The 21,746-nt window shown below is 74.9% G+C and carries 24 protein-coding genes and 1 pseudogene; 3 read left to right on the top strand and 22 right to left on the bottom strand.

Annotation, left to right across the window (positions count from 1 at the left end; genetic code table 11):
- Positions 1–55: 55 nt before the first annotated feature.
- The 10 genes from ACFUVW_RS09170 to ACFUVW_RS09125 all read right to left on the bottom strand — a co-directional run bounded on the left by ACFUVW_RS09170 (position 56) and on the right by ACFUVW_RS09125 (position 7,660).
- On the bottom strand, positions 56–796 hold the full coding sequence (locus ACFUVW_RS09170; protein WP_430571020.1) for a glutamine amidotransferase: 741 nt from the start codon (positions 794–796) through the stop codon (positions 56–58).
- A complete protein-coding gene (locus tag ACFUVW_RS09165) occupies positions 793–1,761 on the bottom strand; it encodes a bile acid:sodium symporter family protein (RefSeq protein ID WP_430571019.1) in 969 nt (322 codons plus the stop codon). The genes ACFUVW_RS09170 and ACFUVW_RS09165 overlap by 4 nt, the downstream gene beginning before the upstream one ends.
- A gap of 27 nt (positions 1,762–1,788) precedes the next feature.
- Entirely contained in the window at positions 1,789–2,601 is an 813-nt protein-coding gene (locus ACFUVW_RS09160; protein WP_430571018.1) for an ABC transporter permease, read from the bottom strand.
- Positions 2,598–3,566 carry an ABC transporter ATP-binding protein gene (locus ACFUVW_RS09155; protein WP_430571017.1) on the bottom strand — a complete coding sequence of 323 codons (969 nt, stop codon included), beginning with the start codon at positions 3,564–3,566 and terminating at the stop codon, positions 2,598–2,600. The genes ACFUVW_RS09160 and ACFUVW_RS09155 overlap by 4 nt, the downstream gene beginning before the upstream one ends.
- A gap of 47 nt (positions 3,567–3,613) precedes the next feature.
- Positions 3,614–4,372, bottom strand: a complete 759-nt coding sequence (locus tag ACFUVW_RS09150) for a hypothetical protein (RefSeq protein WP_430571016.1) — start codon at positions 4,370–4,372, stop codon at positions 3,614–3,616.
- Between the two features lie 5 nt (positions 4,373–4,377).
- Positions 4,378–5,154: a hypothetical protein gene (locus ACFUVW_RS09145; RefSeq protein ID WP_430571015.1), complete on the bottom strand. Its 777-nt coding sequence runs from the start codon at positions 5,152–5,154 to the stop codon at positions 4,378–4,380.
- The gene (locus tag ACFUVW_RS09140; protein ID WP_430571014.1) at positions 5,151–6,113 is read right to left on the bottom strand and encodes an ATP-binding cassette domain-containing protein; all 963 of its coding nucleotides are present in this window, start codon (positions 6,111–6,113) and stop codon (positions 5,151–5,153) included. Before ACFUVW_RS09140 ends, ACFUVW_RS09145 begins: the two co-directional genes overlap by 4 nt.
- A complete protein-coding gene (locus ACFUVW_RS09135) occupies positions 6,110–6,505 on the bottom strand; it encodes a GntR family transcriptional regulator (protein ID WP_430571013.1) in 396 nt (131 codons plus the stop codon). Before ACFUVW_RS09135 ends, ACFUVW_RS09140 begins: the two co-directional genes overlap by 4 nt.
- A 104-nt stretch (positions 6,506–6,609) precedes the next feature.
- A complete protein-coding gene (locus tag ACFUVW_RS09130; protein WP_430571012.1) occupies positions 6,610–7,155 on the bottom strand; it encodes a hypothetical protein in 546 nt (181 codons plus the stop codon).
- A gap of 49 nt (positions 7,156–7,204) precedes the next feature.
- Positions 7,205–7,660, bottom strand: coding sequence for a DUF6194 family protein (locus ACFUVW_RS09125; RefSeq protein ID WP_430571011.1), 456 nt, complete (start codon positions 7,658–7,660; stop codon positions 7,205–7,207).
- Positions 7,661–7,699: 39 nt separating this feature from the next.
- On the opposite strand from ACFUVW_RS09125, the gene ACFUVW_RS09120 reads away from it, so the two are divergent.
- On the top strand, positions 7,700–8,419 hold the full coding sequence (locus ACFUVW_RS09120) for a MerR family transcriptional regulator (RefSeq protein ID WP_430571010.1): 720 nt from the start codon (positions 7,700–7,702) through the stop codon (positions 8,417–8,419).
- A 68-nt stretch (positions 8,420–8,487) separates the two neighbouring features.
- Here ACFUVW_RS09120 and ACFUVW_RS09115 read toward each other — a convergent pair whose 3' ends face one another.
- Both ACFUVW_RS09115 and ACFUVW_RS09110 read right to left on the bottom strand, forming a co-directional pair.
- Positions 8,488–9,615 carry an aspartate-semialdehyde dehydrogenase gene (locus tag ACFUVW_RS09115; protein ID WP_430571009.1) on the bottom strand — a complete coding sequence of 376 codons (1,128 nt, stop codon included), beginning with the start codon at positions 9,613–9,615 and terminating at the stop codon, positions 8,488–8,490.
- Between the two features lie 7 nt (positions 9,616–9,622).
- Entirely contained in the window at positions 9,623–10,927 is a 1,305-nt protein-coding gene (locus ACFUVW_RS09110) for an aspartate kinase (RefSeq protein ID WP_430571008.1), read from the bottom strand.
- A 244-nt stretch (positions 10,928–11,171) separates the two neighbouring features.
- Here ACFUVW_RS09110 and ACFUVW_RS09105 point away from each other — a divergent pair, with 244 nt between their 5' ends.
- The gene (locus ACFUVW_RS09105) at positions 11,172–12,953 is read left to right on the top strand and encodes a peptidoglycan recognition protein (protein ID WP_430571007.1); all 1,782 of its coding nucleotides are present in this window, start codon (positions 11,172–11,174) and stop codon (positions 12,951–12,953) included.
- On the opposite strand, the gene ACFUVW_RS09100 is transcribed toward ACFUVW_RS09105, so the two are convergent.
- The 7 genes from ACFUVW_RS09100 to ACFUVW_RS09070 all read right to left on the bottom strand — a co-directional run bounded on the left by ACFUVW_RS09100 (position 12,950) and on the right by ACFUVW_RS09070 (position 18,777).
- Positions 12,950–13,726 (bottom strand): TSUP family transporter, encoded by a 777-nt coding sequence (locus ACFUVW_RS09100; RefSeq protein ID WP_430571006.1) that lies wholly within the window; start codon positions 13,724–13,726, stop codon positions 12,950–12,952. The two genes, ACFUVW_RS09105 and ACFUVW_RS09100, sit on opposite strands and share 4 nt — an antisense overlap.
- A gap of 43 nt (positions 13,727–13,769) precedes the next feature.
- Complete coding sequence (locus tag ACFUVW_RS09095; protein WP_430571005.1) at positions 13,770–14,339, bottom strand: DUF5063 domain-containing protein; 570 nt, start codon at positions 14,337–14,339, stop codon at positions 13,770–13,772.
- A gap of 73 nt (positions 14,340–14,412) precedes the next feature.
- Positions 14,413–15,012: a recombination mediator RecR gene (gene recR, locus ACFUVW_RS09090; RefSeq protein ID WP_430571004.1), complete on the bottom strand. Its 600-nt coding sequence runs from the start codon at positions 15,010–15,012 to the stop codon at positions 14,413–14,415.
- A gap of 31 nt (positions 15,013–15,043) precedes the next feature.
- Positions 15,044–15,649, bottom strand: coding sequence for a response regulator (locus tag ACFUVW_RS09085; protein WP_430571003.1), 606 nt, complete (start codon positions 15,647–15,649; stop codon positions 15,044–15,046).
- A complete protein-coding gene (locus tag ACFUVW_RS09080; protein ID WP_430571002.1) occupies positions 15,646–16,935 on the bottom strand; it encodes a sensor histidine kinase in 1,290 nt (429 codons plus the stop codon). The genes ACFUVW_RS09085 and ACFUVW_RS09080 overlap by 4 nt, the downstream gene beginning before the upstream one ends.
- 25 nt (positions 16,936–16,960) lie before the next feature.
- Complete coding sequence (locus ACFUVW_RS09075) at positions 16,961–17,800, bottom strand: ABC transporter permease (RefSeq protein ID WP_429734087.1); 840 nt, start codon at positions 17,798–17,800, stop codon at positions 16,961–16,963.
- On the bottom strand, positions 17,797–18,777 hold the full coding sequence (locus tag ACFUVW_RS09070) for an ABC transporter ATP-binding protein (RefSeq protein WP_430571001.1): 981 nt from the start codon (positions 18,775–18,777) through the stop codon (positions 17,797–17,799). The genes ACFUVW_RS09075 and ACFUVW_RS09070 overlap by 4 nt, the downstream gene beginning before the upstream one ends.
- A 124-nt stretch (positions 18,778–18,901) precedes the next feature.
- Here ACFUVW_RS09070 and ACFUVW_RS09065 point away from each other — a divergent pair, with 124 nt between their 5' ends.
- On the top strand, positions 18,902–19,423 hold the full coding sequence (locus ACFUVW_RS09065) for an NUDIX hydrolase (protein ID WP_430571000.1): 522 nt from the start codon (positions 18,902–18,904) through the stop codon (positions 19,421–19,423).
- Between the two features lie 56 nt (positions 19,424–19,479).
- On the opposite strand, the gene ACFUVW_RS09060 is transcribed toward ACFUVW_RS09065, so the two are convergent.
- The 3 genes and pseudogenes from ACFUVW_RS09060 to ACFUVW_RS09050 form a co-directional block, all read right to left on the bottom strand.
- Complete coding sequence (locus tag ACFUVW_RS09060) at positions 19,480–19,875, bottom strand: VOC family protein (RefSeq protein WP_430570999.1); 396 nt, start codon at positions 19,873–19,875, stop codon at positions 19,480–19,482.
- Positions 19,872–20,309 (bottom strand): NUDIX domain-containing protein, encoded by a 438-nt coding sequence (locus tag ACFUVW_RS09055; protein ID WP_430570998.1) that lies wholly within the window; start codon positions 20,307–20,309, stop codon positions 19,872–19,874. Before ACFUVW_RS09055 ends, ACFUVW_RS09060 begins: the two co-directional genes overlap by 4 nt.
- A 1-nt stretch (position 20,310) precedes the next feature.
- Positions 20,311–21,746, bottom strand: a pseudogene (locus tag ACFUVW_RS09050) (hypothetical protein); the annotation flags it as partial.

Below are 21,746 nucleotides of genomic sequence, written 5' to 3'. Positions count from 1 at the left end.
GGACCGCACGCCTGCGGTCCCGTCCGGGCCTCTCTATCTCGCGGACCTGCCTTCTCTATCTCGCGGGTCGGGCGTAGCGGGACACGAAGTTCGGCAGGATCTTCATCGGCTCGGTGACGCGGTGCGCGCGGGACCGTGCGACGATGCGGTCGCCCTCCTCGGGCGGGAAGTACCCGTACGTGCGGTACACCTCGACCCGCTGCTCGATGCCCGCCAGGTCCAGCTCGGGGTGGAACTGGGTGGCGTACAGGTTCCGGCGCACGCGGAACATCTGCACCGGCGCATCGGCGGAGCGGGCCAGCAGGGTGGCCGACGGCGGCAGCTCGCGCACCGCCTCCTTGTGGCCCAGGTACGCGGTGAACCGGGCCGGCATCCCCGCGAGCAGCGGGTCGGCCAGGCCCTCGGGCGTCAGCTCGATCTCGGCCGGGCCGACCGGCTCGGCGTAGGTGCGGTCGACGACGCCGCCCTCGTGGGTGCCGAGCGTCCCGACGCCGTAGCAGGCGCCGAGGAACGGGAAGTCCCGCTCGACGAGCACGTCGAGCAGGGCCGCCATCTCCCGCTCCACGCGGTGCTGGACGGCGGACTTCTCGTCCTCCGGGTCGGAGGAGTTGAACGGCCCACCGCCGACGATCACCCCGGACAGGCCGTCCAGGTCGACGGGCGGCAGCGGCTCCCGCTCGAGCCGCACGCGCCGCAGGGACGCGGCGGTCAGCCCGGAGTAGCGCAGGACGGCGTCGTACTCGCCGTCGGCCGCGGCGTCCTCCGCACGGGTCCCGAGGAACAGGAACGGCCTCACGGCTGCAGGGTAGACGCCCCCTCGGCCGCCCGCCGGTCGTCCGCGACGACGGGACGCCGGGCCCAGAACGACGCGAGCGCGGAGCCCGAGACGTTGTGCCACACGGAGAACAGCGCGGCGGGCAGGGCCGCCGCCGGCGTGAAGTACGTGGTGGCGAGACTGGCCGCGAGGCCGGAGTTCTGCATCCCCACCTCGACGCTCACCGCGCGGCGGGCGGCCTCGTCCAGCCGGGCCGCCGTGGCCACCCCGTACCCGAGCAGCAGGCCGAGGCCGTTGTGCAGGATGACGGCGAGCGCCACGAGGATGCCGGTGCTGAGCACGGCGTCGGCGTTCGCGGCGACGATCCCCGCGACCACGACGACGATCCCGAGGACGGACACCAGCGGCAGGTACGGCAGCATGTACCGCTCGACCAGCCCGCCCGCGAAGGCCCGCACCAGCAGGCCGGCCAGCACGGGGAACAGCACGATCTGCACGATGGACGTGACGAGCGCGCCGTACGTGACGTCGAGCTGCGAGCCGGCGAGCCACAGCACGAGCGCCGGGGTGAGCAGCGGTGCCAGCAGCGTGGACACGGAGGTCAGCGTGACCGAGAGGGCCGTGTCGCCCTTGGCCAGGTACACGATGACGTTCGACGCCGTCCCGCCGGGGGCGGCGCCGACGAGGATCATGCCGATCATCGCCTCGCCCTCGAGCCCGAACAGGTGCCCGATCCCCCAGGCGAGCAGGGGCATGACCGTGAACTGCGCGACCACGCCGAGCAGCACCGCCCAGGGCCGCCGCACGACGAGCCCGAAGTCGGAGCCCCGCAGCGTGAGCCCCATCCCGAACATGATGATCCCGAGGAACAGGGGCGTCTGGTCCGCGATGGGGGCGAGGGCGGTCGGGGCCAGCAGCCCCGCCACCCCGCCCAGCACCACGAGCACCGCGAACCACTTGCCGGCCAGCTCCGCCACTGTGCGCATGGACCGGGACCCTACCGCCGGACGGCGTCAGGACCAGCGGAACAGCCGCGCAGCGAGCGGCAGCAGCACCACGGTCCACGCCGCCATGACGACGTACTGCAGCATCGGGAACCCGTCGCCGAACCAGCCGGCGTCCATGGCCTGCGCCGCCGCCCCCATGGGGGTGAACTGGCCGATCTGACGCACGACCTCGGGCATGATCGGGCCCGGCGTCCACAGCCCCGCGAGGAACAGCAGCGGGAAGTAGACCAGCGACCCGACGGCGTTCGCCGTCGAGGGCTTGCTCACCACCGCGGCCAGCAGCATGCCCAGCGAGAACATCGAGAGGATCCCGAGCACGAACGCGCCGAGCACCACGCCGAGCTGCTCCGGCCGCACCAGGCCGAAGGCGAGCTGTGCGACGACGAGCGCGAGACCGGCGCCCACCAGCGTCGTGACGACGTTGATGGTCAGGTGGGCCACGATCAGCGCCTGCGGACGCATCGGGGTGGTGGACAGGCGGCGCAGCACGCCCTTGTCGCGGAAGGTGGCGAAGGTGACCGGCAGCGACAGGACGGCGAGGGTGCCGATCGACATGGCGAGCACCGTCGGAAGGTAGGTCGCGATCGGCGTCACGCCGTACCAGGCGGAGCCCGGCGGCACGTCGGTGGTCATCGGCTCCCGCATCCCGGGGATGCCGAAGCCCACGCCGACGAGGAGCACCGTCGGGAAGAGGACCCCGAAGAACACCGACGAGGCGTCGCGGAGCCAGACCGCGGTCTCGGTGCGCAGCAGCAGGCCGAAGCCGGCCCAGGGGCTGCGTCGTCGGGGGCGGAGGGCGGTGGCGGTCGTGGCGGTCATCGTGGGGCTCCTTCCGTGAGCTCCTCGGACGTGTAGGTGCGCCCCGTGACGGCGAGGAACACGTCCTCGAGCGTCCGGGTGACGGTGCGGACGTCGTCCGGCACCAGGTCGGCCTCGGCGAGGGTGGGCACCACGGCGAAGAGCACGCGCCGCGACCCGGTCACGGCGACCTCCGCGCCGTCGCCCACGGGCTCCACCTGCCGGACGTCGGGGTGCCGCTCGGCCAGGTCCGCCAGCACGGCGGCGCCACGGCCCGCGTCCTCGGGGGCGAACCGCACCACGACGGTGCGGCCGTCCTCCAGGCCGTCGATCAGCTCCGACGGCGTCCCCTCGGCGACGACCCGCCCGGCGTCGATGACGACGAGCCGGTCGCAGAGCCGCTCGGCCTCCTCCATGAAGTGGGTGACCAGCAGGATCGTCACTCCCGTGGCCCGCACACGCTCTACGAGGTCCCACGTGGCGCGCCGCGCCTGCGGGTCGAGGCCGGTGGTGAGCTCGTCGAGGATGGCGATCTCCGGGTTGCCGACGAGCGCGAGCGCGATCGACAGCCGCTGCTTCTGGCCGCCGGACAGCTTCGCGAACTGCTTGTCGGCGTGCTCGGTGAGGTCCAGCAGCCGCAGCAGCTCGGCGGGGTCCGCGGGGTCGGCGTAGAAGCCGGCGAACAGCCGCAGCGCCTCGCCCACGGTGATCTTGTCGTGCAGCGTGGCCTCCTGGAGCTGCACGCCGAGGATGTCCTTGACGGCCGCCGGGTCGCGCTGCGTGTCGATGCCGCGCACGCGCACGGCACCGCCGTCGGCCTGCCGCAGGCCGGCGAGCGTCTCCACGGTGGTCGTCTTGCCGGCCCCGTTGGGGCCGAGGATGCCGAAGATCTCGCCGGGCTGGACGGCGAACGACACGTCGTCCACGGCCACCTTCGGTCCGTACGTCTTGCGGAGGTTGCGGACCTCCACGATGGGCTCTGCCATCTCGGGTCTCCTTCGCTTCTCTACTCGGGTGGGGCGGGGGTGGTGCGTCAGGGTCGGAACGGGACGGGGTGGAGCATGCGGCTCGCGACGGCGGTGGCCAGCGCGGCCGCGGCGAGCGCGCCGCCGACGGTGCCGACGACGCCGAGGACGACGTCGTCGTACCCGCCGCGCAGCCCGAGCGCGAACAGGCCGGTGCGGGTGGCGACGTCCGCCAGCGCGGCCGGCACCAGGAGCGGCAGGACGAGCAGGGTGCCGCGCCAGGCGCCGAGGCGCCGGTAGCCGGCGACCACGGCCACGCCGACCAGCAGGTAGGTGACGACGACGAGCGCCTCGCCCGCGACCTGGACGACGATCCCGGTCGGGGAGTCGACGCCCAGCGCCGCGGAGGGGCCCTGCCAGTACCGGCCGAGCCGCTCGTAGACGGCGCGCTCGCCGAGCGTGAGGAGCACGCCGAGGACGGCGAGGACCGGGCCGGCGACGGCCGCGGCGCGCAGCCCGCCGTCGACGAACGACCGGCGCGTGCCCCCGGCCGCGACGTGCACGGTGAGCGTGCCCGCGGTGACCACGACGCCGACGGCGAAGGCGACCCAGCGGACGGGCCCGCCGGCGGCGTCGTAGGTGAGGCCGTCCGCCTCGCCGCCCCAGCGCTCGACGATCACCGGGAGGCAGAGCACCAGCAGGGCCCAGCCCGCCCAGAACCACAGGCCGGCGAGGAGGAGCGCGCGCAGGAAGCGGCGGCGGGCGACGCGGGTCGCGGCCTGGTGGTGCGCGCGGCCGGGCGTCGCGAGAGCTGTCGAGGTCGTCATCGCGCTCACCTCGTCGGCCTCAGTCGCAGGGTGCGCAGCTGCCACCACGTCCAGCCGACGGCCAGCGCCAGCACGACGAGCGCCTGCAGCAGCCCGAGCGCGGCGGGCGCGCCGTCCCCGCCCATCCCGAGCGCGCCGAACGCGTCCGCGAACGCCCCGTTGCGGGTGGCGTGGTCCACGAGCACCAGCAGCACCAGGCCGGGCAGCAGGAGCAGCGTGCCGCGCCACACGCCGCACGTCCGGTAGGAGGCCTGGGCGGCCATGCCGACCAGGGCGTACACGACGACGGTGATCGCCTCGCCCGCGGAGGTGACGGCGAGCCAGGCGCCGCCGGCGTCCAGCCCGCTCCCCAGCTGCTCCCACTCCCACCCGAGGGCGCCGAAGAGGGCCCGCTCGACGAGCACCAGCAGCGCGTACGCGGCGCCGTAGGCGACGCCCGCGACGAGGGCGGCGACCACCGCGCCGGTGAACAGCGACCGACGGGTGCCGCCCGCGGCGAGGTGCGGGACGACGAGGGCGGCGACGGCGATCAGGCCCAGGGAGAGCGCGAACCACGGCGCCGCGTACTCGGCGCCCGTCATCGCTCCCCCGCCCATCACGCCGCCCGCCTGGCGCACGACCAGCGGCACGGCGACGGTGGAGACGAGGAAGATCGCCCAGAACCCGCCCCCGATGACCAGCATCACCTGGCCGACGTACCGCAGCACGCGCCGGACCGCCCGCGCGTGCGCCCGGGCCGTGAAGGCGTCGCGCTCGGCGCGCGTGACGACGGCGGCGCTCATCGCCGTGCCTCCGTCCCGCGCGAGGCCTCCGGCTGGGTGAGGCGCACGAACAGGTCCTGCAGCGGCAGGGACCCGAGCTCGACGCCGGCCGCGCGGGCCGCGGCCGCCGTGCCGTCGTCGGGCGCGCCCTCGATCGTGACCTGCACGGTCGCGCCCAGGCGCTGCCGGTGCAGCTCGCGGCGGCCGCGGGCGAGCTCCTCGACCGCGGCGACGGGCCCCGTGAGGCTGAACCCGCGGGACTGCATCTCCTCCGCGGTCTCCGCGAGGAGCACCGTGCCGCGGTGCAGCACGACGACGTCCTCGAAGAGGCGCTCGACCTCCTCCACCAGGTGGCTGGACAGCAGGATGGTGCGCGGGTGCTCGGCGTAGTCCGCGAGGATCTCGTCGTAGAACGCGTACCGCGTGGGGGCGTCCATGCCGAGGTAGACCTCGTCGAGGATCGTCAGCGGGGCGCGCGCCGCGAGGCCGATCGTGGCGCCGACGGCGGACCGCTTGCCGCGCGACAGCGCGGTCGGCTTCTTGCGGGGGTCCACCTCGAACGTGTCGAGCAGCCGCGCGGCCAGGTCGGCGTCCCAGTACGGGCGCAGGTCGGCGTAGTACTTGAGCGTCTCCGAGACCTTGTCGTCGTCCATCAGGTCGCCACTCTCGCGCACCAGCTGCACGTTGGCGGTGACCCACGGGTTCTCCCACGGGTCCTCGAGCAGGTCGCCCGCGCCGACGCGGACCGTGCCCTCGGTGGGCCGGTTGAACGCGGCGAGCAGCGTGAGCAGCGTGGACTTGCCGGCGCCGTTGCGGCCGAGCAGGCCCGTGATGACGCCGGGCCGCAGGTCCAGGGTCACGCCGTCGAGGGCGGTGCCGGCCTCGTCCTTGACGGCCGCGCCGTCGACGGTCAGGCGGCGCTGGGCTCCGAACCGGACGACGACGTCGTCGAGACGGGCGCCGAAGGGTGCGGGGGTCATGGCTCCTCCGTGGTGGTCGTGGGGCCGCCGGGCTTCCGGCGGTCGGTGCCGAGGACGTACGCGACCAGGTCGTCGGTCGGGATGCCGAGCAGGTCGGCCTGGGCGAGCGCCGGGCCGAGCACGTCGTCGAAGTACGCCTTGCGGTGCTGGTCCAGCAGCCGCTCACGCGCCCCGGGGGCGACGAACATGCCCAGGCCACGGCGCTTGTACAGGACGCCCTCGTCCACCAGGCCGGTGAAGGCCTTGGCGGCGGTGGCGGGGTTGATGCGGAACGTCGTGGCGAACTGAGTGGTCGACATGACCTGCTCCTCCTCCGCGAGCTCACCGGCGAGCACCTGCGCGCGGATCATCTGGGCGATCTGCACGTAGATGGGTTCGGGACCGTCGAACACGCGGGCCTCCTCACGCAGGTTCAGTAGTTCTGGGGTTCATTACTCGACTAATGAACCATAGACCCACGTGGACGCGCAACCCCTCTCGGCGAGGTCGTGCTCCCTCACGGCGCGGCGCGGCGCCCGACGGCGGGCGCGACCAGCGCGATCGCGGTCGCCGCGAGCACGTGCCAGGCGGGGTGCGAGAGCATCCCTGCGAGGGTGCCGACCCCCAGCACGGCCAGCGCCAGGAGCAGGCGGGGCCTCGGTCGCGGCCGGGCCCGGGCGCGCAGCAGCACGGCGACGACCGCGACGGCCGCGGTAGCGCCCTGCGCGCCGATCGACGCCTCCGGCCACCGGGCGGCGAGCACGACGTCGGCCAGCGTCGGGGCGAGCCACCACCAGGGGCGCAGCCGTCGCCCGGTGAGGTCGGCGACGGCGTCCGCCGCGACGAGCGCGTACGCGCCCAGCAGGGGCGGGTCGTGCACGACGGGGTTCCACGACGGCGCCGGTCCGTGCTGCACCATCGAGCCGACGCCGATCAGCACCGCGAGAGCGCCGAGCGCGGCGCGGTGCGAGGCACCCGCGCCGCCCCGGCGCGCCGTCCCGAGGATCCAGGCGCCCGCGACGACGAACGCGAGGCTGGACCAGGTGTCCGCGGTCCACGGCATCTCTCCAGTGAAGGAGGTGCGCCGCCTCCTCGCCGCCCGGGGCCGGCGCTCAGGAGAGCCCGCGGCGCCGCTCGTACCGCCGCCGGGCGGCGGCGTGGGCGACGCGCAGCAGGTCGAGGACCAGGGGCGTCGTCCGCTCGGCCGGGTTCACCACGCACACCCACCCCAGGTCGCCGTACAGCGGGTGCGGGAGCAGCACGTCGACGTCCGCCGGCTCCCCGCCGCCGACGAGCTCGCGCGCCCGGTCGCGGCCGACGTGCACGTTGACCCGCCAGCGGTCGGGCCGGTCGAGGTCGCAGCCGGCGTCGCCGGGGTAGTTCTTCGTGACGATCGTGCCGTACGGCTGCACGGTCGTGGGCACCTCGCCGTCGGGCGCGTAGTAGAAGAACGCGTCGCCCCACGCGATCTCCGGGGTGCCGTCGCCCGGGCGCGGCTCGAGGACGAGCACCCCCTCGAGGCCCCGCACCGTTCCGATGATCTGATCCATGCTCGTCGGTATCGTCATGGTTCAAGCGTGACCTTGAAGTGCTTCTGTGGGGTAAGGATGGACCGTCCGCTGCGCACCGTCGACGTCGCCCGCGCCGCCGGCTACTCCGTGCAGCAGGTGCGCGACCTCGAGCGGCTCGGCGTGCTGCCGCCCGCCCGCCGCGAGCGGAACGGGTACCGCGTCTACGGCCCGCGCCACGTCCGCGCCGCGAGCGCCTACCGCGGCCTCGCCGCCGCGGTCGGGCCGGTCATCGCACGACGCACCATGATCGATCTCCGGGGTGCGACTCTCGTCGACGCGGCCGCCGCGGTCGACGACCTGCACGCCGGGCTCGCGGCCGAGCGGGCCCAGACCCTCCAGGCGCTCGCGGGGCTCGACACGATCCGGGCCGAACCCGCGCCCCCCTCCCCCGGGAGCAGCATGACGATCACCGAGCTCGCCGACGCGCTCGGCGTGCGCACGTCCACGCTGCGGCACTGGGAGGCCGAGGCGCTGCTGGAGCCCGAGCGCGTGGGTTCGCTCCGAGCGCGTGTCTACGGCGAGCCCGCGGTCGCCGCCGCCCGCGTGGTCGCCGCCCTGCGGGGCGCGGGGTACGGCATCACCGCGCTCCGCGACGTCATCGCCGCGCTGCGCGGGCTCGGCGACACCGCGGACGCCGAGGCGGCCCTGCGGGCGCGCCTAGACCGGATCGCCGTCCGGTCCGTGGCGCTCCTGCGGGCGGGGGCCGACCTGGCCGACCTCCTCGACGACGCCGCGCACGACGAAGGGCCGTGGTGAGCGACGCTCACCACGGCCCTCGTACTACCTCGGCACGGCTCGCACTACCTCGGCAGTCTCGGGTCGCCTCAGCCGGCGGCCGGGGTGGGGGCAGCCTCCGCCGCGTCGACGTCGTCGAGGGCGTCGAGCTCGGCCAGGTCGGCGGCGACGATCTCCGCGATCTGGACGGCGTTGAGCGCCGCGCCCTTGCGCAGGTTGTCGTTCGAGACGAACAGCACGAGGCCGCGCCCGCCGGGCACGGACTGGTCGGTGCGGATGCGCCCGACGAACGACGGGTCGGCGCCCGCCGCCTGCAGCGGCGTGGGGACGTCGGCCAGCTCGACGCCGGGCGCGGCGGCCAGCAGCTCGCGGGCCCGCTCGGGCGTGATCGCGGCGCCGAACTCGGCGTGGATCGCCAGCGAGTGCCCGGTGAACACCGGCACGCGGACGCACGTCCCCGCGACGGCCAGGTCGGGCAGGCCGAGGATCTTGCGGGACTCGTTGCGGAGCTTCTGCTCCTCGTCCGTCTCGCCGGAGCCGTCGTCCACGAGGTTGCCCGCGAGCGGCAGCACGTCGAACGCGATGGGCGCGACGTACTTTTCGGGCTCAGGGAACGTCACCGCCCCGCCCGAGTGCGCCAGCCCCTCGAGGTCGCCGGCCACGGCGGCACGCGCCTGGTCGGCGAGCTCCCGCACCCCGCCCAGGCCAGAGCCGGACACCGCCTGGTAGGTCGCGACGCGCAGCCGCTCCAGACCGGCCTCGTCGGCCAGCGGCTTGAGCACCGGCATCGCGGCCATCGTGGTGCAGTTCGGGTTCGCGACGATGCCCTTGGCGGCGTCGGCGACCGCCTCCGGGTTCACCTCGGAGACGACCAGCGGCACCTCGGGGTCGAGGCGCCACGCGGACGAGTTGTCGATGACGACGGCGCCTGCCTCGGCGAACCGGGGCGCGTGCTCGCGCGACGTGCCGCCGCCGGCCGAGAAGATCGCGACGTCGACGTCCGCGAGGTCGTCGGTGGCCGTGGCCGCGACGTCCTCCACGACGACGTCCACGCCCTCGAACGGCAGCGTGCTGCCCGCCGAGCGCGCCGAGGCGAAGAACCGCAGCTCCTTGACCGGGAAGGCGCGCTCCACGAGGAGGCGACGCAGGACCCCGCCGACCTGGCCGGTGGCGCCGACGACGGCGACGTTGATCCCGGACTCGTTGATCTGGACCATCAGCGCGTCACCGCCCGGTTCCGGCGTAGACGACGGCCTCGCCGTCGGCGGAGTCCAGGTCGAACGCGGTGTGGATGGCGCGCACGGCGTCGTCCAGGGCGTCCTCCCGGGTGACCACCGAGATGCGGATCTCCGAGGTGGAGATCATCTCGATGTTGATGCCCGCGTCGCGCAGGGCGCCGAACAGGCGCGCCGAGACGCCGGGGTGCGACTTCATCCCCGCACCGACCAGCGACAGCTTGCCGATCTGGTCGTCGTACTGCAGCGACGCGAACCCGAGCTCCTCCTGCAGCGCGTTGAGCGCGGCCAGGGTGCCGGGGCTGTCGGCGTGCGGCAGCGTGAAGGAGATGTCCGTGAGCCCGGTGTGGGCGGCCGAGACGTTCTGCACGATCATGTCGATGTTCGCGCCCGCGCCGGCCACGACCTCGAAGATGCGGGCGGCGGTGCCGGGCTTGTCCGGCACGCCGACGACGGTGATCTTGGCCTCGCTGCGGTCGTGCGCGACGCCGGAGATGATCGGGGCTTCCATCTGGGTTTCCTCCTGCTCGGCCGCCGGGGCGTTCGGGTCGATCGCGTCGCCGTGCGTGCCGGTGACGAGGGTGCCGGTGGTGTTGCTGAACGAGCTGCGCACGTGCACGGGCACGTCGTAGCGGCGCGCGTACTCCACGGCACGCAGGGCCAGGACCTTCGCGCCGGACGCCGCGAGCTCGAGCATCTCCTCGTAGGTGACGCGGTCGATCTTGCGGGCGCTCGGGACGATGCGCGGGTCGGCGGTGAACACGCCGTCGACGTCGGTGTAGATCTCGCAGACGTCGGCGTCGAGGCCGGCCGCGAGCGCGACCGCCGTCGTGTCCGACCCGCCGCGGCCGAGCGTCGTCACGTCGTTGGTGGAGCTGACCCCCTGGAAGCCCGCGACGATCGCGACCTGCCCCTTCTCCACCGTCTCGCGGATGCGGTGCGGCACCACGTCCACGAGCCGCGCGCGGCCGTGCACCGCGTCGGTCATGAGGCCGGCCTGCTGGCCGGTGAAGGACTTCGCCTTGACCCCGAGGTTCGTGATCGCCATCGCGAGCAGGGACATCGAGATGCGCTCGCCCGAGGTGAGGAGGATGTCCAGCTCGCGCTGCGGTGGGAGGGGGGTGATCTGCCCGGCGAGGTCGAGGAGCTCGTCGGTGGTGTCGCCCATGGCGCTCACCACGACGACGACGTCGTTCCCCGCTCGCTTGGTCGCGGCGATCCGCTTCGCCACACGCTTGATGCTGTGGGCGTCGGAGACGGATGATCCGCCGTATTTCTGCACGACAAGTGCCATGTCACAACCTTCTGCTGGCCGGCCTCCGTCTCTCTCAACGGTCCGCCGGGGCTTGTGCTTGCCCGTCGATGGTACGTGCCGTCCGGGCGGCCCCACCGTCGCCGTCTCGCATCGTGGCCCCAGGAGGTCCCGGAGCCCGGCATCGGGCGGCCGGGCAGGTCGGCGCGCGCTCCGGGCCGCGCGAAGGCACGAACCGGCCTATGTTGGCGTGGTCCGCCTCCGACCCGTGCCGGGAGACCGACCGATGACAGCACACCGCTGGAGAGCTGCTGCCGCCACCGCCGTGAGCCTGGCGCTCGCCGCCACCGGGACCCCCGTGGCCCTGGCCTCGCAGCACCTCCCGTCGTCCGCCACGACGGCCCCCGCGACCACCGCGAGCGACGACCCGTCCGCCGTCGAGGCCACCATCGAGACGACGCGGGCGAAGGTCCCCGACGCCGCTGCCCCGACCCCGCGCTCGGGTCGGAGCTCGGGCCCGGGCTCGGGCTCGGCGCAGGCCACGACCGGTGGCGACGTCGTCACCGCCGCCTCCGACGTCAGCGGGTTCGCGACCGTCGGCGTCACGTGGTCCGGCTCCGCCGACGCCGACCTGACCATCGCGGCCCGCACCTCCGACGACGCAGGAGCCACCTGGTCGCCCTGGAGCCCGATGGAGGTCGAGGCGCTCGACCCCGAGGCGGCCTCGGGCGGGTCCGCGCCCCTCGTCGTCGGGGACGTCGACCGGGTCGAGGTGTCCGTCGAGGGCGTGGCCGCCGAGGACGTCACAGGCGTCGAGCTGGTCGTGATCGACCCCGGCGAGGGGGCGGTGGACCGAGCGGCCTCCGACGGGGCGGCCGACGCCTCCACCCCGTTCGGGATGAGCGCCGGCGGCGTCGTGCGGCTGCCGAGCACCGTAGCGACCGGGGACCAGCACGACGGCCCCGCCATCCGCTCCCGGGCCGACTGGGGCGCGGACGAGTCCCTCATGACCTGGACCCCTCGGCAGGGTGACGTCAAGGGCGCGATCGTCCACCACACCGCCGGCACCAACAGCTACACGTCCTCGCAGGTGCCCTCGATCATCCGCGGCATCTACACGTACCACGCGAAGACCCGCGGCTGGGGCGACATCGGCTACAACTTCCTCGTCGACAAGTGGGGCCGCATCTGGGAGGGGCGCGCGGGCGGCGTCGAGCTCGAGATCGTCGGGGCGCACGCCCTGGGGGTGAACGACGAGACCGTCGGCGTGTCGGTCCTCGGCAACTACCAGCAGGCCACCGTCAGCCACGCGGCCGTCCGCGGCGTCATCGACCTGCTGGCGTGGAAGCTCGCCCTGCACGGTGTGCCCGCCCGCGGCTACACCACCCTCGACGGCTCGCGCGAGGCCCGGATCTCCGGGCACCGCGACGTCGCCAGCACCGCCTGCCCCGGCGTCTCGATCTACCAGCGCATGACCGAGATCCGCAGCAAGGTCGAGAACGACCAGGCCAAGTGGAAGCACCTCTGGAACAGGAGCACCGGCTACCTCATCGAGTACCGGCCCCACGTCCCGCGCGGCGAGGTCTGGTTCGTCTCCGGCGGCACGCGGCACCTCATCACCAGCACGGCGGCCCGCGGGGCGCTGGCGAAGCGGCTCGGCCGGGCCTCGTACGCGAGCTACACGTTCCTCACGAGCCTGAAGCGGGGCACCGACTTCGACACCCGCTGGGCCCGGGTGCCGTCCGGCCGCTACGTCATGCTCGACGGCAACGGCGATCTCATGTGGGCGACCGCCTGCAGCACCGTGCGGCACTGGGGTGGCGACTGCAGCGACCCCCGGATCCCCGACGCGGCCAAGAACGCCTTCGACATCGAGTCCATCTCGCACTTCGCGAGGTCCGAGCACACGGGCATCCTCTACCGGATCCGCGACGGCCGGAGGGAGCGCATTTCCACCAGGGACGCCTGGTGGCGGCTCACCCGCGAGGTCGGCTGGAGCGAGCTGCGGGACGTGAAGGTCACCTCAGCGCTGCTGAACGAGTTCCCGGCGGGTCCCTCGCACCGCTAGGCCCCGGTGACGACGTCGTAGCCGAGCTTCACGATCAGCGCGCCCACCACGACCACGAAGATGACGCGAACGAACGCGCTGCCCTTCGCCACCGCCATGCGCGCCCCGACGTACGCGCCCACGAGGTTCGCCGCGCCGATCATCAGCCCCAGCCCCCACAGCACGGCGCCGTGCGGCACGAAGAACAGCAGCGCGCCCAGGTTCGTGGCGAAGTTGACGATCTTGGCCAGCGCGGACGCCGGCAGGAAGGCGTAGCCCAGCACGCTCACCAGCGCGATGACGAGGAACGTGCCCGTGCCCGGGCCGAGCAGGCCGTCGTACGCGCCGATGACGAGGCCGATGCCGGCGGCCGTCCAGCGGTGCCGGTTGCCCTCCCAGCGCAGGTTGTCGTGCGCGCCCAGCTTCGGCTTGAGCACCGTGTACGTCGCCACGCCGATCAGCACGACGAGGATGATCGGCTTGAACAGGTCGGCGGGGATGCGGCTCGCCAGCGCGGCGCCGCCGAAGGCCCCCGCCAGCGCGGCGAGCGCCATCGGGCCCGCCGTCGTGAGGTCGGGGCCCACGCGCCGGTAGTACGTCACGGCGCTGGTGGACGTGCCCATGATCGAACCGAGCTTGTTCGTGGCCAGCGCCTGCACGGGCGAGATGCCCGGCACCAGCAGCAGCGCCGGCAGCTGGATCAGGCCGCCGCCGCCCACGACGGCGTCGACCCAGCCGGCCGTGAGCCCGGCCAGCACGAGCAGCACGATGGTGAGGGTGTCGAGGTCGGGCACGCGAGGAATCCTCGCACGCCGCGCCGCGCTCCCTCAGGGACGCTCAGGAGTGGAGCGCGTCGTACTCCGCCTCGGCGGCGACGTCGTCCGCGACGTCGAGGCGCAGGTGCGCCAGCACGCCCTGCAGCACGCGCAGCGCCGACGACGCGCGCTCGCCCCACGACGACAGGTAGCTGAACTGCCACCACCACAGGCCCTCGAGCTCGTGGCCGTCGTCGAAGTGCTGCAGGCCCTTGGCGATCTCCTCGGCGACGCACGCCAGGTCGCCGGACAGCGTGGCGGGCGCGACGTCGGCGCTCAGCGCCGGGTCCGACACCTCGACGTAGTCGTCGAAGCCGTCGAACATCTTCGCGAGGGCGTCGCGCAGCGGGTCGACGTCGGTCTCGGGACCGGCGTCGGGCTCCCACCGCTCGGCGGGGACGACGTCCACGATGGCGGCGAGGCGCGCGCCCGCGGACAGCAGGTCGGACGTCGCGAGGATGAGCAGCGCGATCTCCGCGCCGGGTGCGGCGCCGGACGCGACCTGCGTCGTCGTCGACAGGAACACGCGCGCCTGAGCGGACATCTGCTCGGCGACGTCCCGGAACTCCGATCCCGCCTCGATCTCCCCCACGGTGCTGCCCCCTCCTGCCGCGGTGGCGGCGTCGGTCAAGCCGGTCGGTGCCCGTCGCGGGCGTCGCGGCAGGTCAGCCGCCGACGACCCGCCGGCCCTCGAACGCGCGACCGAGGGTCACCTCGTCCGCGTACTCCAAGTCTCCCCCGACGGGCAGGCCGCTGGCCAGACGGGAGACCGTGACGCCCATGGGGGCGATGAGCCGCGACAGGTACGTGGCCGTCGCCTCGCCCTCGATGTTCGGGTCGGTGGCGAGGATGACCTCGGTGACGGCGCCGTCGGCCAGGCGGGTCATGAGCTGGCTGATGCGCAGGTCGTCGGGGCCGACGTTCTCGATCGGGTTGATGGCGCCGCCGAGCACGTGGTACCTGCCGCGGAACTCGCGGGTGCGCTCGATCGCGACGACGTCCTTGGGCTCCTCGACCACGCAGATCACGTCGTCGGAGCGGCGCGGGTCGGCGCAGATGCGGCACCGCTCCGACTCGGCGACGTTGCCGCACGTCTCGCAGAACTGCACGCGCGCCTTGACCTCGGTGAGCGCGTCGGCGAGCCGGCGCACGTCGGCCGCGTCCGCCGCGAGCAGGTGGAACGCGATGCGCTGCGCGCTCTTGGGCCCGACGCCGGGGAGGCGGCCGAGCTCGTCGATCAGGTCCTGGACTGCGCCCTCGTACACAAGGGTCCAGCCTACGGGCCGCCGCCGACGCTCAGACCCATCCCTGGGCGCGCGCGAGACGCGCTGCCTCGTGCCGGTTGGCGACGCCGAGCTTCGCCACCGCCGAGGACAGGTAGTTCCGCACCGTGCCGGGCGCCAGCGCGGCGCGCTCCGCGATCTCCTCGACCGGCGCGCCGTCCGCCGCGAGCTCGAGCACGTCCGCCTCCCGGGCGGTCAGGGGCGAGTCGCCCGCGGAGATGGCGTCGGCGGCGAGCTCGGGGTCCACGTACCGGCCGCCGTCGGCCACCTGCCGGACGGCCGCCGCCAGCACCACCGCGGACGCCGACTTCGGGAGGAACCCGCGCACCCCGACGGCGAGCGCCTTCTTGAGGTGCCCGGGCCGCCCGTGGCTCGTGACCACGACGACGCCGCACCCCGGCACCGCCGACCGCACCCGCTCCGCGACCTCGATGCCGTCGAACCCGGGCATCTGCAGGTCGAGCACCGCCACGTCGGGCCGGTGCCGCTCGATCGCGGCGACCGCCTCGGGGCCGCTCCCGGCCACCGCCGCGACTTCCAGGTCGGCCTCCAGGTCGAGGAGCTGTGCGACGGCGTCGCGGATCAGGGTCTCGTCGTCGGCGAGCACGACGCGGATCATGCGGCGGCCTCTCGGGTCGGGTCGGGGTCCTCTGGAGCGGGCCCGGGGGCGGGCACGCGGGCGGTGAGCACGAACCGGTCGCCGCGCGCCTCGGCGTCGAGCGCCCCGCCCACCGCCGCCAGGCGCTCGCGCAGCCCGACGAGCCCCGCTCCCCCTCCGTCGGGGGCCGACGTGGTGGCGCGGACGCCGTCGTTGGTGACCGTGAGCGCCAGCTCGGGTGCGCCGCGACCGGCGGGCCTGCGGAGGTCGGCGAGGTCGATGCGGGCCTCGCGGGCGTCGGAGTGCCGCACGATGTTGGTGACGCCCTCGCGCACCACCCACGCCAGGGCCTCGGCCTGCGGGGCCGCGAGGTCGGGCACGTCGCCGACGACCCGCACCGAGACGCCCGCCGCCCGCAGGACCGACCGCGCGCCGTCGAGCTCCGTGGCCAGGTTCGCGCTGCGGTAGCCGGCGACGACGCCGCGCACCTCGCGCAGCGACTCCTGCGCGAGGGTGCGCACCTCGTCCATCTGGTCCGCGCCGCGCGGGTCGCCGCGCCGGGCCAGCGCCGCGGCCAGCTCCGACTTCACGGCCACGGCGGACAGGGCCCGCCCGACGACGTCGTGCATGTCGCGGGCGATGCGCAGCCGCTCCTCCGCGACGGCGAGTCGCGCCGCGACCCCGCGGGCGTCGTCGAGCCGACGCACGACCTCGACCATCCACATCGACATCCGCACCGTGCCGCCCCAGAACATGGTGAAGACGAAGACCACCGCGCCGGCGAGGACCGAGGCCGCGACGGGCTCGACGCCCGCGAGCACCCGGAGGACGGCGACCACCGCCCCGACGACGATCCCGGCGAGCACCACCCGCCGGTACCGGCTCGCGACGGCGAGCGCACCGCAGGCTGCCGCGCCGCACACCCCGATCATCAGGCCGCGCGGATCGTCGCCCAGGCCCCCGCCGGCCAGGGCGGGGAGCACCGCCACCGCCGCCACGGCGACGGCGACGGTCGCGAGCAGGAGGGCGACGACGACGGGACGCGGCCGCCGGCCGGACCACAACGCCCGGTCGAACCCGGTGTGCACCGCGGCCAGGCACAGGCCGGTGTGCGTGAGCACCAGGACCACGAGGGCGGCGGCGCCGCCGGCCGACGGTGTCACCCCGAGCCGGGACAGCGCCGCCACCGCGTAGAGGGAGAAGAACGGCTCGAGGAGCACGAACATGTACAGGCTCACGCGCGTGTACAGCTCGACCCCGCGAGCACCGCCGGTGCGCGGCACCGCGGTCGGCCGGTCGGTCGTCACGGGGCCAGCCTGCCACGCGGGTGGGTCACCGCCGCGGCTCCCACCGCATCCACCGCCGGGAGGCGAGCACGCCGAGCGCGGTCCACGCCGCGAGCACGACGACGGGCACCGCGGCGGCGCCGAACGTCTCCGCGAACGTCACCACCTGGCCGTCGCCGTCGATCCCGCCGGCGCCGAGGAGCATGAGGTCGGTGATCGGGCGCAGCGGGGTGAACGTGCCGATCGTGTCGAGCACTCCGCTCGACGCGCCGGGCGCGCCGAAGAGGCCGGCGAACGGGATCGCGACAATGAGCAGCGGAAGCGTGGTGAGCTGCGCGGACTCCACGGTCCGGGACAGCCCGGACGTCGCGGCGGCCAACAGCGTGAGCATCGCGGCCCCGCCGAGCACGGCCACCACCACGAGCAGCGGGTTGACGAATGCGGGCGGGGCGAGGAACACCGACACCGCGACGATCCCCAGCACCGTCTGCGCCAGCGCCACCACGACCGCCGGGACGGCCGTACCGACCAGGATCTCCCCCCGGGAGCACTCGCCCACCAGGTAGCGCTTGAGCACCAGCTCCTCGCGCCGGGCCACGAACGCGACCGTGAGGTTGTAGTAGACGACGAACGCGAGCGCCATGAACGTCAGCAGGTTCAGCAGCAGGGTGGCCGTCGCGGCGGGGGCACCGCCGTCGCCGACCGTGCCGAGGGCGGCGAACAGCGCCACCGTCATCGGCGGCAGCGCGAGCGCGTTGAACAGCGCGGTGCGGTTGCGCACCAGCAGGCGCAGCTCCGCGCGGGCGAGGGCGGCGACACGGCGGGCGCCGCCGCCCGTGCCCGTCGTGTCCCGGCGAGGGGCGGGGGTGGTGGTCGTGGTGGTCATGCCGCTGCCTCCGTGTCGGTCGTGCGGGTCGGGCCGGGCGCGCCCGCAGCGGCGTCGTCGAGGGCGAGGAACGCCTGCTCGAGAGACGCCGCGCGGGCATCGAGGTCGTCGAGCCGCAGGCGCCGGGCGTCGGCCCACTGCAGCAGGGTGAGCAGGTCGTCCTGCAGGCGCGTGGTGCGCAGCCGCAGGCGGCCCGTGCGGTCCACGTCGGGGACGCCGACGACGCCGGCCAGCGCGGGCAGGTCCGTGACGGCCGGGGTGACGGCCCGGCCGGCCTCGTTGCGCACCACGGCCTCGACGCGAGCGGGCTCCGCGGCGACGACGTCGGCGACCGACCCGGTCCGCACCACCCGGCCGGCCTGCATGATCGCGATGCGGTCGGCGAGCTGCTCCGCCTCCTCCAGGTAGTGCGTGGTGAGCAGCACCGTGGTGCCGGCGTCGAGCATGCCCTGCACCAGCGCCCAGGTGGCGCGGCGGCTCTCCGGGTCGAGGCCGGTCGTGGGCTCGTCGAGGAAGAGGAGCTCGGGGTCGCCCATCGTCGCGAGCGCCAGGTCCAGGCGGCGCTTCTCCCCGCCCGAGAGGCTGGCGACGCGCACGTCGGCGCGGTGCTCCAGCCCGACGGCGGCGAGGACGTCGGCGACCGGGCGTGGGCGGGACAGGGTGCCGGCCCAGGTGCGCGCCGTCTCCGCGACGGTGAGGTCGCCGGAGAACCCGGCGCTCTGCAGCATGATCCCGAGCGAGCCGACGACGTGCCGCCGCTCGCGGTACGGGTCGCGACCGAGCACCCGGACCGTGCCGCCCGAGGCGGGCGCGAGCCCCTCGACCAGCTCGACGAACGACGTCTTGCCCGCGCCGTTGGTGCCGAGCAGGGCGACGAGCTCCCCGCGGTGGACGTCGAGGTCGACCCCGCGGACGGCCTCGAACGTGCCGTACCGGCGGCGTGCCCCGCGGACGTGGACGATGGGTTCCGAAGTCATGCCTCCACCCTCGCGGCGGGGTGTCGTCGCAGGTAGTGCCACCCGTCACCGGGTTCCGTGAGGCGCGCACGGGTGCGTCGTGACATCTGTCATGCCGGGGCGACCGGTGCGGCAGGATGCTCGCATGGACGGGTCCGCTGACGAGGTCGTGGCGCTGTACGACGAGGCGGGGCGCCCGTGCGGGGCGGCGCCGCGGTCCCGGGTGCGCGCGGAGAACCTGCGGCACGCGGCCACCGCCGTGGTGGTGCGCAACGGCGCCGGCGAGGTGTACGTGCACCGCCGCACCGACACGAAGGACCTGTATCCCGGTCGCTACGACTTCTGCGCGGGCGGCGTGCTGCGCGCCGGGGAGGACCCGCTGGAGTCCGCGCGCCGCGAGCTGGCGGAGGAGCTCGGTGTCACCGGCGTGGAGCTGGTGCCGCTCGGGTTCGCCGACTATGCCGACGACCGCACGCGGATGCGCGAGTTCCTCTACGAGTGCACCTACGACGGACCCGTCACCTGGCAGCCCGAGGAGGTCGCCTGGGGCGCGTGGGTGGCGCCCGCCCGCTTCTTGCGGATGCTCGACGAGGTGCCGTTCATGCCCGACTCCGTGGCCAACCTCGCCGGCTGGCTGGGCGACCTGCGCGCCGCCCTGCCGAGGTAGTTCGGGCTCTCGCGAGGTAGTACCGGTCCGCGCGAGGTAGTGCCGGCCCGGCGCGGTCAGTCTGCGACGAGCTCGGCCTCGAAGCCGTCCGCGTCCTCGAGATAGGCAGCGTGGTGGCCGGGGCCGCCGGCGTACGGATGCCGGTCCGCGTAGAGCAGCGTCCACCCGTGCGCGGGTGCGGCCGCGACGAGCTGCGCGCGGGACCCGGCGTGCAGGGCGAGGTGGTTCAGGCCCGGGCGGCGCCGGTCGTGGGTGGCGGCGGAGAGCGCCGGGCTCTGCTCGACCACGACGTAGCCGTCGTCCAGCAGCCACGATCGCCCGTGCTCCCACGACTGGTGCGGGCGGTAGCCGAGCTCGCCGAGGAGCCAGCCCCAGGAGCGCACGGCGCGCGAGAGGTCCGGCACCCAGAGCTCGACGTGGTGGATCGCGCCGCGGCGCGGCCCCGAGCTCATCGGGCGGCGACGTCGGCCATGAGGTCCGCGGACAACGGCGCGAGCGGGTGCGGCGCGACCGGCGCGGCTGGGTCGACCCAGGCGTGCTCCTCGAGCTCGGCGCGCGTCTCGACGGCGAACCCGGCGGGCAGGGCGACCTCGAAGACGTGCGCGTCGACCACGTGGTCCGGCTCGTTGGCGGCGACGGCGGCACGGCGGCCGAGCGGTCGGGCCGCGTCGGGGTCGACGACGAGCCCGATCTCCTCCGCGCACTCCCGCACGAGCGCGGCGACCGGCTCCTCGCCGGGCTCGATCTTGCCGCCCACCTGCATGAACGCCGTCGTGCCGCGCTTGCGCACGAGCAGCGCACGGCCGTCGTCGCGCACGATGACGGCCGCGACGATGTGCAGCGTGGTGGCGCCTCCGGGGGTGGTGCTTCCGGTATGGCTGGTCATGTCAGGGCTGCTCCGCGATCTCCTCGATGATCTTGCCGTCCAGCACCTGCACCACGAGCTGCACGCCGACCATCCCCGTGGACGTGATGTCGGGGTCGTCGGCGGAGGGCTCGTCGTCCGCGGGGTTCCCGCCGGACGCGGGCGCCCACGTCGACCGGCCCGTCGACCGACCCTCCGACTGCTGCGCCTCGCGCACCCGGCGCTCGGCGGCCTGCCGCGGCGTCTCGCGCGCGGGCGGGGCCGCGGCGGACGCCGACGGAGCGGTCTGTGCGGCCGGTGCGCGCGCGCTCGCGACCTGCGGGCTCGGCGCGGCCTCGGGCGCGGGTCGCGGCGCCGGACGGACGGGGGTCGCGGCGGCCGGCTCGTCGAGCGGCGGCTCGGGCTCGTCGTCGGGCGGGGGCTCGTGCAGGGAGACGCCCGCGAGCCAGGCGGCGTCGGCCTCGTCGATCGAGGCGACCTGCGACGCCTGCGGCTGCGGGGCCTGTCGCGAGGGCCCCTGCGGCGCAGGCGGGTCGACGACCGCGACGGCCGCGTGCGGGCGCGGGTCGCTCGCCGCGACCGTGGTGGCGGAGGCCCGGGGGCTCGCCCCCGGGCCGGCACCCGTGACACCACCGCCGGACCGACCCTCGCCGGCCGAAGGGACACCGGGCCGCGCAGGGCCGTCACGGCGCACGGAGACGTCGGGCTCCTCGGGAGCGTCGCCGCCCGGCTCGGACGCCGCAGAAGCGCTGCTGCCCGCCTCCCGCGGCCGCGGGCCGGGCTCGTTCTCGACGATCTCGACCCGCACGGCGATCCCGAGCGCCTGGTAGACGGCGTCCGAGATGGTCTCCGGCCGCCCGCGGCGCGCCAGCCCGACGACGGCCGGCGCGAACCCGAGCCGCAGTACGTCGCCCTCGAGGCTCTTCACCTGGGCGTTCTCGCCGAGGAACGCGGCGGCCTGCGGGCTCTGGATGGCGGCCAGGACCTCGCGCCAGCGCCTCCGGACCACCTCCGACGTGACAGCCGGCGCCACGGGCTCCGACTCGACGACCGGCGCGGGCTCCGGTTCCGGCTCGACGTCCGGCTCCGGCTCCGGCTCCACGGAGGCTGCCGGACCGTGCTCGACGGACCCCGCGGGCTCGACCTGCTCGTCCGCCGCCGGTTCCTCGACGGAGGGGGCGGGCTCGGCCGCGTCGGCCTCCGCGGGCTCCGGCTCGATGGGCGCAGCGGCCTCGACCGGCTCGACGTCCGCGGGCTCCTGCTCCGGCTCGGCGGCGGGCGCCGTCTCGGTGACACGCACGGGCTCGGGGTCAGGCTCCGCGGCCGGGCGCCGGCTCGCCTGCAGGGCGGCTCGGGCGGCGGCGGCACCGCTCAGCCCGCCGGTGCTGCCCGCCGTCGTGGGCCGGCTCGTGGTCTCGGTGGCGGGCTCCGTCGTGGACGCCGCCGGGGCATGACCTG

Source organism: Isoptericola sp. NPDC057391 (assembly GCF_042668085.1).
In the GTDB taxonomy this organism is placed as follows: Bacteria; Actinomycetota; Actinomycetes; order Actinomycetales; family Cellulomonadaceae; genus Isoptericola.
The sequence above is the reverse complement of the archived record's forward strand: the minus strand, read 5'-3'. Positions and strand labels throughout refer to the sequence as shown.

Coding starts and splice junctions, on each gene's coding strand:
- ACFUVW_RS09070 (WP_430571001.1), bottom strand. CDS start 18,777: ATGACTTCGGAACCCATCGTCCACGTCCGCGGGGCACGCCGCCGGTAC.
- ACFUVW_RS09110 (WP_430571008.1), bottom strand. CDS start 10,927: ATGGCACTTGTCGTGCAGAAATACGGCGGATCATCCGTCTCCGACGCC.
- ACFUVW_RS09140 (WP_430571014.1), bottom strand. CDS start 6,113: ATGACCCCCGCACCCTTCGGCGCCCGTCTCGACGACGTCGTCGTCCGG.
- ACFUVW_RS09085 (WP_430571003.1), bottom strand. CDS start 15,649: ATGATCCGCGTCGTGCTCGCCGACGACGAGACCCTGATCCGCGACGCC.
- ACFUVW_RS09075 (WP_429734087.1), bottom strand. CDS start 17,800: ATGACCACCACGACCACCACCCCCGCCCCTCGCCGGGACACGACGGGC.
- ACFUVW_RS09155 (WP_430571017.1), bottom strand. CDS start 3,566: ATGGCAGAGCCCATCGTGGAGGTCCGCAACCTCCGCAAGACGTACGGA.
- ACFUVW_RS09160 (WP_430571018.1), bottom strand. CDS start 2,601: ATGACCGCCACGACCGCCACCGCCCTCCGCCCCCGACGACGCAGCCCC.
- ACFUVW_RS09130 (WP_430571012.1), bottom strand. CDS start 7,155: ATGCCGTGGACCGCGGACACCTGGTCCAGCCTCGCGTTCGTCGTCGCG.
- ACFUVW_RS09145 (WP_430571015.1), bottom strand. CDS start 5,154: ATGAGCGCCGCCGTCGTCACGCGCGCCGAGCGCGACGCCTTCACGGCC.
- ACFUVW_RS09060 (WP_430570999.1), bottom strand. CDS start 19,875: ATGAGCTCGGGGCCGCGCCGCGGCGCGATCCACCACGTCGAGCTCTGG.
- ACFUVW_RS09055 (WP_430570998.1), bottom strand. CDS start 20,309: ATGACCAGCCATACCGGAAGCACCACCCCCGGAGGCGCCACCACGCTG.
- ACFUVW_RS09115 (WP_430571009.1), bottom strand. CDS start 9,615: ATGGTCCAGATCAACGAGTCCGGGATCAACGTCGCCGTCGTCGGCGCC.
- ACFUVW_RS09165 (WP_430571019.1), bottom strand. CDS start 1,761: ATGCGCACAGTGGCGGAGCTGGCCGGCAAGTGGTTCGCGGTGCTCGTG.
- ACFUVW_RS09125 (WP_430571011.1), bottom strand. CDS start 7,660: ATGACGATACCGACGAGCATGGATCAGATCATCGGAACGGTGCGGGGC.
- ACFUVW_RS09105 (WP_430571007.1), top strand. CDS start 11,172: ATGACAGCACACCGCTGGAGAGCTGCTGCCGCCACCGCCGTGAGCCTG.
- ACFUVW_RS09065 (WP_430571000.1), top strand. CDS start 18,902: ATGGACGGGTCCGCTGACGAGGTCGTGGCGCTGTACGACGAGGCGGGG.
- ACFUVW_RS09150 (WP_430571016.1), bottom strand. CDS start 4,372: ATGACGACCTCGACAGCTCTCGCGACGCCCGGCCGCGCGCACCACCAG.
- ACFUVW_RS09120 (WP_430571010.1), top strand. CDS start 7,700: ATGGACCGTCCGCTGCGCACCGTCGACGTCGCCCGCGCCGCCGGCTAC.